11 protein-coding genes and 2 pseudogenes are annotated in these 9,867 nt (G+C 31.4%); 1 reads left to right on the top strand and 12 read right to left on the bottom strand.

Annotation, left to right across the window (positions count from 1 at the left end; genetic code table 11):
- The 3 genes from EBF09_RS04405 to EBF09_RS04395 form a co-directional block, all read right to left on the bottom strand.
- The coding region (locus EBF09_RS04405; protein ID WP_408609807.1) for a DNA adenine methylase at positions 1–448 on the bottom strand (448 nt) is incomplete at its 3' end.
- A gap of 103 nt (positions 449–551) precedes the next feature.
- Positions 552–1,025: a phage virion morphogenesis protein gene (locus EBF09_RS04400; RefSeq protein WP_121763921.1), complete on the bottom strand. Its 474-nt coding sequence runs from the start codon at positions 1,023–1,025 to the stop codon at positions 552–554.
- Positions 1,026–1,028: 3 nt separating this feature from the next.
- A complete protein-coding gene (locus EBF09_RS04395) occupies positions 1,029–1,790 on the bottom strand; it encodes a hypothetical protein (RefSeq protein WP_121763920.1) in 762 nt (253 codons plus the stop codon).
- Here EBF09_RS04395 and EBF09_RS04390 point away from each other — a divergent pair.
- Positions 1,765–2,547 carry a hypothetical protein gene (locus EBF09_RS04390; RefSeq protein ID WP_232817654.1) on the top strand — a complete coding sequence of 261 codons (783 nt, stop codon included), beginning with the start codon at positions 1,765–1,767 and terminating at the stop codon, positions 2,545–2,547. The genes EBF09_RS04395 and EBF09_RS04390 overlap by 26 nt on opposite strands.
- Here the strand turns inward: EBF09_RS04390 and EBF09_RS04385 are convergent.
- The 9 genes and pseudogenes from EBF09_RS04385 to EBF09_RS04350 form a co-directional block, all read right to left on the bottom strand.
- Positions 2,539–2,757 (bottom strand): hypothetical protein, encoded by a 219-nt coding sequence (locus EBF09_RS04385; protein WP_121763919.1) that lies wholly within the window; start codon positions 2,755–2,757, stop codon positions 2,539–2,541. The two genes, EBF09_RS04390 and EBF09_RS04385, sit on opposite strands and share 9 nt — an antisense overlap.
- 104 nt (positions 2,758–2,861) lie before the next feature.
- Positions 2,862–4,322, bottom strand: a complete 1,461-nt coding sequence (locus tag EBF09_RS04380) for a restriction endonuclease subunit S (RefSeq protein ID WP_121763918.1) — start codon at positions 4,320–4,322, stop codon at positions 2,862–2,864.
- 2 nt (positions 4,323–4,324) lie between these two features.
- Positions 4,325–4,720: a hypothetical protein gene (locus EBF09_RS04375; RefSeq protein ID WP_121763917.1), complete on the bottom strand. Its 396-nt coding sequence runs from the start codon at positions 4,718–4,720 to the stop codon at positions 4,325–4,327.
- 128 nt (positions 4,721–4,848) lie between these two features.
- Positions 4,849–5,061 (bottom strand): hypothetical protein, encoded by a 213-nt coding sequence (locus EBF09_RS04370; RefSeq protein WP_121763916.1) that lies wholly within the window; start codon positions 5,059–5,061, stop codon positions 4,849–4,851.
- A 3-nt stretch (positions 5,062–5,064) separates the two neighbouring features.
- Positions 5,065–6,198, bottom strand: a pseudogene (locus tag EBF09_RS09335) (HsdM family class I SAM-dependent methyltransferase).
- A gap of 260 nt (positions 6,199–6,458) precedes the next feature.
- Positions 6,459–7,129: pseudogene (locus EBF09_RS09330) on the bottom strand (type I restriction enzyme HsdR N-terminal domain-containing protein).
- A 79-nt stretch (positions 7,130–7,208) separates the two neighbouring features.
- Positions 7,209–8,846 (bottom strand): saccharopine dehydrogenase family protein, encoded by a 1,638-nt coding sequence (locus EBF09_RS04360; protein ID WP_121763915.1) that lies wholly within the window; start codon positions 8,844–8,846, stop codon positions 7,209–7,211.
- A gap of 9 nt (positions 8,847–8,855) precedes the next feature.
- A complete protein-coding gene (locus EBF09_RS04355; protein WP_121763914.1) occupies positions 8,856–9,338 on the bottom strand; it encodes a hypothetical protein in 483 nt (160 codons plus the stop codon).
- A complete protein-coding gene (locus EBF09_RS04350; protein ID WP_232817653.1) occupies positions 9,338–9,805 on the bottom strand; it encodes a TPM domain-containing protein in 468 nt (155 codons plus the stop codon). Before EBF09_RS04350 ends, EBF09_RS04355 begins: the two co-directional genes overlap by 1 nt.
- Positions 9,806–9,867 lie beyond the last annotated feature (62 nt).

The raw sequence follows: 9,867 nt of genomic DNA, 5'->3' as shown, positions 1-9,867 counted from the left end.
CTTTCTTTGCCCCAAAAGAATTTTGAATAAGATAAAAATAAAATGCTGCTCTTTCTAATTGATTTCTTGGTTGTAACTCTTTATTTTTTAGCATATAAAAGATTTTTCTACTTACAAACATAGAATTTAATACATTTGCTAGACTTTCAGGCTTGTTTTGAATACAAAGATGGAGATTAATTAAATCATCATTAATATCGTTAATCACTTCTACTTTGGATTTTTCTTTTTGATAAAGAATGCTTAATGCTCCTCCAAAAACTTCAATATAGCTTTTATGCTCTGGCATTAAAGCAATAATCTCTTTAGCTAATGCACTCTTTCCACCAACCCAAGCAAACGGAGCTCTTAGCGTAGTTCTACGCGTAGCTTTAGCGGAGCTGGACAATGGAGCTTTAAGCTTTGTAGATTTAAGTGTGCTAGTTTTCATTTTAAGTGAATTTTCCATAAGTATCCTTTTAAAATGAAATAAAATAGCTTTAAATATTGTTTTAAAGCTATAATGCTTTTGCTAGTTTTCTTGGGCTAGGCTTCTTAGCTTTAGCCACCCTTTAAAGAATACTTTTTATATAGTCTTTTGTATCATTTTTAATCACTTCTTTGACATCTTTTTGTATTTCTCCATTGGCTTTAATAGGCAAAAAAGCTCTTTGCGGTATTTTTCTTTTTTTATTTCCCCATTGGTGCACCACTCCATATTTAAAACCACTTTTGGTTTGGCTGTTGTTAGTTACTATAACTTCTCCTTTTTCAAACTCTGTGCTCCAATTCTCACTTAAAGCCCCATCTCTTTTTAGGATTCCATTGTTTTTACCTTCCTTTTTCTTTTGAGCTAGGGTTGAGGGTTTTAGTGCTTTCCATTTCTCCCCAAAGGGGCTAGTTTCTTTAACAAAAGATTCTTTAATGCTTTTTTCAATAGTTTTTCCTGCACCTAAAAGAATAGGCTCACTATGCTTTTGCAAATCTATAAATTTCCCACAAGCTTTAAAAAAATTATCAAGACCTTTTATAGTAATTTCTGTCATTTTTTATCCATAAATTGTAATATTTGCTTTGATTTGGGATTGCTTTTTAAGTGCATCTAACACTTTCCTTTGCACTTCTTTTGCAAAATCTCCTAAATCAAACACACCTTCTTTACTAGAAATATTAAAATTTCCATTTACATGCACACTTACACTTTGATTAAGAGCATAAGGGGTGCTTTGCATAGGAAGAGGTTGGCTAAATGCTTGGCTAGATTGTGAAGTTTGTGGAACTTTGGTGCTTGTCCTTTGTTTTAAGTCTTCTACATAGCTTTGAGAAACTTTTAATCCTCCTTTGTCTTTAACTTCTGCTTCTTCTTTAGCCACCTTAACTTCTTTTTCTTCATCCTCTCCTAAACCTATAAAATCTAATGCACCACCAATGGCATTTTTAACCCCACTAATTGCATCACCCACCCAAGCTAATTTTTCTGCAATATAATCAAAAAACCCACCAAAAAGATTGTATAAAAATTCCCCGATAGGAGAAAATACATTTACAAAAAAGTCTTTAATAGGAGCAAAAACTGCTTTAAAAAAGCTAACAATATGTGAGCTAACACTTATAAAAATATTACCAAAGAATTTAAAAGCATTCACCCAACCCATAAACACTGCTTTTATATAATTTGCTATGGGTTGCCATAAGGGTTTTAACCAGTTTATAAAGCTCATAAACCAGCCTTTAACCTTTTCCCAATTCATTATAATAAGTCCAGCAGCTATTGCAATACCGCCTATGATTAGTCCAATAGGATTAGTCATAATCGCAACGCTTAAAGCTCTAATGCCTACTGCTACAAATCTATTGGAACTTATGAATTTAATTACAGGAGATTATAAAATGTATAAAGCAATCAGTGCATTGGCATTAATTTTTTTAGTAGGTTGTGGTGGTAGCAGTGAGTATTCTAAAGATACTACAACACTAGATGTGCAACAAGATATTCATAAAGCTTTTTATGATAAGACTTATTCAGATAAAGCAGAATTTTATACAAAAATGCAAAAGGCTATTGATGAAAATATAAGTATGGGAGATACTATTATACAAGCTTCAAATATAGAGCCAAAATTTAAAATTGACCCTATACAATTTAAAGAATGTGTGTTCTATGAAGTATGGACACTTAAAAATCCCCAAAATGTATCTTATACACTTGGTGCAGAGAGATGCCAAACTACTTTTACTCTTGGCAATAAAGAGCCAATTAAATATGCAGATCCAAGCTTTGTAATGGGTAATTTTAATAAAAACAATCAAGAAAATATATTAGGCATTAAGGCAGTTAAAGAAGAGTTATCTAAACCCATTTATGCAACAGATGTTGAAAGTTATGAGTTTATGAGTGATAAATATAAAATTTTAGAGAATGGAAACTATATCTATATTTTACAAAGCTTCAAAGCAAAAAGTAATCTTTTAGGAGAATACACCCAAAATGCCCACATTATTTTTGATAATAAAGGCAATGTTATAAAGATTGAGTTAAATCAAAATAAAGATTTTTATTTAAACTAATCGCAAAATAAAATGTTTAAGTTTAAGGTATGAAGAAAGATAAAATTGGCAGAAAAATGCCATTTTTATTTTTCTTAGTGCCATTTTTATTTTTCCGCCGACAAAAGAATTACTAAGTTTGCAAATAGTGATATTGAATGCAGAATCTTTGGGTTTTTCTTTTATTTCTTCATCTACCCTAGAGCCACAAACAATCCCTAAAGTTTCCAAAAGCTTCCACTTACCTAAACAATAAGCCCTTTTAGAATCTCTTAGCTTAGACTTTATCCTAGGGAAATAAATTCTAAAAATTTCTAGCTTATAAAGGGTGAGATTTACCCCCCCCCCCCGCTAATAGCAGTTTCTACTTTTGCTTTTGCTTCTTCTAGTAGTGCCTTTGCTTCTGTTCTTAGCTTGAAAGATTCCTGTATATGATTTGCGATTTTTTCTTGAGTTTTGGTATCTATTTTAGGGATAAGGATATTTTGCATATCTGTTGAAGAAAGATTTGTTTGAACCCCACCCGTGCCAATTCTTTCAAATTGCATTTTGCAAACAAAGGAATTTAAAAGCAACACCAAAACATCACTATTAAAATTTTTAATAGAAATTTTTAAAATCCTTTGATTAACCATAGCCGATATATCATCTCTAACCACACAAGACAAGCCAATGCTACCAGACATAGAAATTAAAATATCTCCTTTTTTAATTTTATCCTTAGGGCTTAAATTGTAGGCTTCGTTTTTAAGATAAATAACATTACTTAAATCTAGCGTAGCATTTTTTATATTATTAATCCTAATCAATAGGAGATTTCCAGTATTTTGATAATCATCACTTGAAAATGCAAAACCACTTGAAAAATTATCAATCAAATCTTTTAAATAACAAAAGCCATTTTTATAGTTTCTAATTATTTTCTCAATTTCTTCATATTTTACTTGATAATATTCAGAATCCAATCTTCCTGTTTTTAGAAAAGATTCTTTTAGAGTACGTATAGAGATATTGAGTGATTTTGCAGAATGATCTATTTTAGAATCTAGTAAACTTTGTAACGGATTTTTTGGATTAAGCCCTAGCTCAAGATATAACATTTCCTCTGCTTTTTTATACAATTCCTTACTTTCTTCTAATGCTTTGTGAGAATCTTTTACCAAAATTTGAATTTCTAGCTGAAATTCTATAGAGAGAATGGGAATAAGAAACTTCTTAATGGATTGATAATCTAATGCTGGTCTTGTTACTCCTGTAATTTTTTTATCGGATTGCAATTTTCCAAATTTAGAATTTAAAAAAGTAGATAGAAAATATGGATTTATATTCTTTACTTCAATTTTTACGGAATGCTGATTAATGTTTGCTCCAACCAAGTCTCTTTCTACAACCGCTGATTTTCCATAAGAAATCCCAGTTATTGTCAAAAGAACATCATTGAACTTCAAACGACTTCTTTTTAAATATTCATCATCTTGTTGCGATATATAAACAATATCTTCGAGATTAAAATAATTTTGCATAATATTTTGCACTCTTAAAAATGGAATACCCTTGTCTGGATAATCTGCTCCAAGTGGGGTAGCACCGCCTGTCATTTTTGCAATGAAATTTTCTAAAAAAGCATAATCATCTTTCATTTTAATAATTACTTCATTCTCCAAATACTCCTTCTTAAAGTATTCAGAATCTATTCTTTTACTCTCATTATCCTTTTGAGCTTCACTAAGCTTTAATACGCTTACTTCTAAATGTGGATATTTTTCTTGTAATATTTGATTTATATTTTTACTCATTATTACTCCTCTATGGGTAGCTTATTTATAAAATCTTTCAATAACATATATGCTGTTTTATATACATTGTAAATATTCTCTTGCGAAGGATCCACTTGACTGTGAAATAAAGAATTTCTCAAAAGATAAACAATTTCAATAAAACCTTTATAAATGATTTTTTTATCCTCATCTTTAATATCATTTTGATTTATAATTGCGGTTAAATTTTTATGGTATTGTGAAATTTCTTTTTGAAAAAGTGATTTTACGGTATCTCTTTGCGTTTTTGAAAGAATGGTATTATTTAATTCTTGATCTAAGTTAGAATATTGGCAAGTTTTATCTGCTATTGTTTTACTTTTTGTATTTATGCATATAAATTTTACCCTTTCATTTTTACCGGCTAATATTTGCAATTCAAATGTAATTCTATTAATTTTTTCATTTATTTGCTTATTCTGAAAAGATTGTATTTTTACATTTTCAAAACTAATAATATTTTTACCACCTATTTGAGCTCCATAAAGACTTTGTTGTAAACTTTTTAAAGTGTTAAAAAATATTCATTACCCAAAAGCTCCATAAATCTTTTACAAACTATTTCCTCATCTTTTAAGTTATCTATTTTTTCTCTATCATTGCCACTTTTATATTTAGTTTGCAAATAAGCATTTAATGCAAGATAGCATTTAATAAAATAGGAAAAATAATCAATTTTCATATTTTCTTTATAAAATTTAAAAATCTCAAAATTCACTTTCTATTCTTTCCAAAAACTCAAATTCTCACTCTTTGCAAATTCTATAAAGGCTTCAGCTATGCCATCTTTTTGCAAGTCTTTGTATTTTTCTATATTTAGCTTATATTCTTGCATTCTTTTGTCAAACTCTTCTTTTGTTTCGTCTTTCTGTTTTATAGGCTCATCGCCTTCTAAATGCGGATGAAACAAATCATGCTTTACAACTAAATGATCGTGAGAATCTAAAAGTGGGTAATAAATCTTTTCACCTGAATTATCCTTGCTAGGCTCACTCATCGTAGCAAAGAATATATTATAATCCTCACACTTTGGACATAATTTATCATCCCATTTTTGCAAAAATAATACACTTGTTTTTGTCCCCGTGTGTGGCTTAAAGACATTTCCATGAAGTCCAACAACTGCTAAAATTCTAGCCTTTTGTGCGATAAATTCTCTTATATATTTATCGCTTGAATTATTAAAACGCCCTTGTGGTAAAACAATAGCCATTCTGCCACCAGGACGCAACATATCTAAATTGCGTTCAATAAATAAAATATCCCTTCCTACTTTACTTTGGGCTTTGCCATTTTCCTTTTTACCTAGTTCATATCTCGCTAGAATCCTGCTTTCTTTTATATCACCTGCAAAAGGTGGATTTGCCATTAAAATATCAAAACTAAAATCTCTATTTTGATTTTTTTCTGCTCTTAGATTTTTTAATCGCTTAAATCCTTCAAAATACACATCTTGCCAGTCTTCATCATTTTTTACCCATTCATCCCATCTATCAAAGTCAATAGAATTTAAATATAAAACATTTGTATGCCCATCACCTGCAATTAGATTAAGCATTTTTGACACACGCACGCTTTTTTCATCAAAATCTATACCAAAAACTTTTTCTTGTACATAATCTTGACATTCAGGAATCTTTTCTTCAGCCGTAAAAAGATGACTTGCCTCTATACCTCTTTCTTTATAAATTGAACGCTACACATAAAAACAAGTATGTATCGGAAATCCACAACTTCCACTCGCAGTATCTATCATACTTTCTTCCTTTTTGGGATTTAGCATTTTTACACACATATCTATTACATAACGCGGAGTAAAATATTGCCCTTTTTCGCCTTTTGAAGATTTATTCACTAGATATTCAAAAGCATCATCAATCACTTCTAAATTTGAGTTAAATAACTTTACATCCTGCAACGATGATACACATACACTTAGATGAGAGGGAGAGAGTTTAATTTTCTCATCATTATTAAAAACACCTTCCCATTTTTTCTTTGCTTTATCAAAGAGTTTTTCTATTTTTTGCTTAAGTTCAGAATCAGATTCTCCATAATTTCTAAATTCTAAGCTTTTTGCTCTATCTCTTGCACCTTCTAGTTCATCAAAAAGTTTTATAAATATAAGCTTAAACACTCCTCAAAGACATCAACTCCAGCATTTGCTAAAACTTCATCTTCCATTTCTTTAATCAAATTCTTTAAACTTCGCTTTTGATTTTTTAAAATATCTTCTTTAATCAAATCACCAAAGGTAAATTTTACTTTCAAAACATCTGGTAATGTCTGGTTTGATGTAGGAATATTTGGAATAGATTCAAAATAATTTGGGTCTTTTCTATGATAATAGCTAATCTCTTTACCATTGCACCATACAGCCATGGTTGCGCCCGTAGCATTACAATAGCTTTTTAATTGTTCTTGCCATCTTTTAATTTTGGCTTTTTTACTTCTATAATGATGTATGGGGTTGTGATTTGTATTTTATCCATTATCACAATATCGGCTCTTTTTACCTCGCGTCCAAAATGCACACCAAATTCAACCTTTATCATATCTGTTGGATAGTTATATTCATTTAAAAGTTTATCAATATATAGCTGTCGCACGATCTCTTCTGGGGTCAGCTTAATTTCCTTATCTCTAATAAGGCAATTTATATGATATGTGATCTGATTATTTTTGTTTGTCTTGGCAGTGATCTTAGATTCTAATTTGGTAATAGAATCTTTATTGAATAAATCTAATTTATAATCGCTGTCTTTTAAAATTTCTTGCAGTGTCATTTTGCCCCTTTGTGTTATATAAAGCTAATTTAGTCTATAAAGCTTTTTATGCAATTTTTTACAAATTGCATAAAATATTTTACTTCCTCCCATCCTCTAGCACTTTTCTCTCTCCATTAGAATCTATCTCGCATACCACATATGGAAGTCCTTGTTTGTTTAGCTCTGCCATAAAGGGATCAGGGTCGTTTTGCTCCATATTCCACACGCCACCACCGCAAAATTCAGCTTTTAGTGATAAATCGTTAAGCTTGTTGCTCATTTGTGCGATAGACTCCGTAGTCTTATCTCCGCATTCGCAACTTCGCAATACCAATTTCTCATCTAAAATCTTAGAATTTTGTCCTTGATAACCCTCATCATTTTTATTTTCTGCTTGTACGCTAGAAACTCCATTTTTTCGCACATAAAGCTCTGCGCCATTATCTACTCCTTGATATTCCCCACCTTTTGGCATATCGCTATTATCTGCATTATTTTGCATTTTGCTTTGATTCATTCCCCATTTGCCCTCACATATCAGCTTTGCTCCAATCATCGCTGGCACACCTGTGGTATAGCTAACTCCCTGTGCATTTACTTCCTTGTAACACGCCTCATGATCGCAAATATTATAGATATAGATTGTTCTCTCTTTCCCATCTTTTTTGCCTTTGATATAGCAACCTATATGCGTTTGTCCTTTGGTTCTAGGGGCTAGAGAGGCTGGATCTGGCAGAAGGGTTTTTAACACTTGGATAGGCACGATTTTTTGCCCATTATGCTCTATCTCATCTACGCGTAAAAATCCTATGTTTTCTAAGCACTTCATATGTGTAAGATAAGATTCTCCAAAAGTCATAAAAAAGCGAATTCTCTTTAAGCCTTTGATATTGCGGATAAGCGATTCTAACTCTTCATGATAAAGTAGATAGCTATTTTTCACGCCTACTTCTGGGTATTCCCACTCTTTCATTAAATCAAGTGGAGCGACATCTCGCCACTCTCCATTAAAATAGCTTTCATTTTTCAAATCTTGTGTGTTTGCCTCTAGCTTGAAGTGCTTTTCTTCTCTCTCAAACTTACGATAAATAGTATCTTTTTTAAGATCTGAATTTAATGCTAGTTTCTCATCTTTTACCCAAAATCTTGCTTTGGAGCTCACTTCTCTTAAATTTATTTCTGGATTAAAGTTTGTAGCAAAGGCATAGCCATGATCTCCTGCGTTGCAATCTAGTATATCAATAGATTCTATTGTATCAAAATAATGCTTTTGTGCATACGCACAAAATACATTGGTAACGCCTGGATCAAATCCACTCCCTAAAAGCCCAAAGATTCCTGCTTCTTTATAACGCGTATCATACGCCCATTGCTCTTTATATTCAAAATGTGCTGAATCTGGATGCTCATAGTTTGCTGTATCTAAGTAATGCGTCTTTGTTCTTAGGCACGCTTCCATTATAGTTAAGTCTTGATAAGGAAGTGCGACATTTACCACTAGCTTTGGCTTGTATTTTTCAATTAAAGCTACGATAGAATCGACATTATCTGCATCTACACTTTCACAAATAATCTCACCAAGTCCTTTAGAACGGATAGATTCTGCGATTGCCTCGCATTTAGAGATTGTGCGAGAAGCTAGGATAATCTTAGAAAAAACATCTCTATTCATTGCCATTTTGTGCGCCACTACGCCACCTACGCCACCTGCACCAATTTGTAAAACACAAGCCATTATTACTCCTTATTTCACTTTATATTCTTTTGTAATACAAATATATTCTTTTCCTATTTTAATTAGAGCTTGAGCCTCCCACTTCCCCAAACGCTCTATACTAAAATCTTTACTTTCATATAAGCCTTCCACTAGCTCTCCCATTCCTAAGTTTTGATCTTCTTTAGCGGTATGAGGGCGTGTCAAAAAAAACTCTACATTTGCATTTTGAATAATTTTATCATTTTTATCTTTTAATCTCACAAAAAGACGCCTAAACTCTTCCTTAGTAGGCTCCATCTTGCCTTCAAAATCCACATTATATTTTTGTAAAAAAGAGTTTCTTGCTATTGTAATTTCATTGATATTTTCATCAACATATTGAGGCTTCCATCCACACATCATAGTATATTCTACTGGATTTGTTAATGCCATTCTTAAAGTAAGAACAATCAATCCTACAACCACCATAGCAAGCATAAAAATCCCCAATGGCCAATAGTTTTTTTTCATCATTTTCTCCTTAGATATACAAACAAAAACAACACAAGCAATACAAACATCATCACATAAAGTGCCGTTCTTGTCGCTATTTGCACACCTTTATTTTGTTTTGGAAAGCTGTGTTCTAATTCCACTTTATGAAATTCTGCTATCCTATCTGCAATATCTACAAAACCATTTAATAAAAAAGCGGAAATATTTTGTTGTGTTAGCTCTTCATCTTTTAAGGGGATTAAAGGCACAATATAATCCCAATAAACTTCGCGTTTATCAAACATCTTTTCTGCATCTTTGGAAGTTACTATATCAATCTTTTTGTCATTTTTTACAAAAAATAACAACACATAAGGCTCTTGTAATGTCTTAATATAGACTTGTTCTTTCTCTTGAAGACTTTTATCTTCTAAATCCTCAAGAGCAACAACATACATACTTACCCCTGTTTTTTCATAAACTTCCAAGGAAAGTGTTTGCATAAAAGCTATTGTTTTTTCTATAAGCATTCCCTTATTCTCTAAAATATAAGGTTTTGCATTTA

The organism is Helicobacter burdigaliensis (assembly GCF_003670295.1).
Lineage (GTDB): Bacteria > Campylobacterota > Campylobacteria > Campylobacterales > Helicobacteraceae > Helicobacter_D > Helicobacter_D burdigaliensis.
This window is presented reverse-complemented; position numbering and strand designations above follow the sequence as displayed.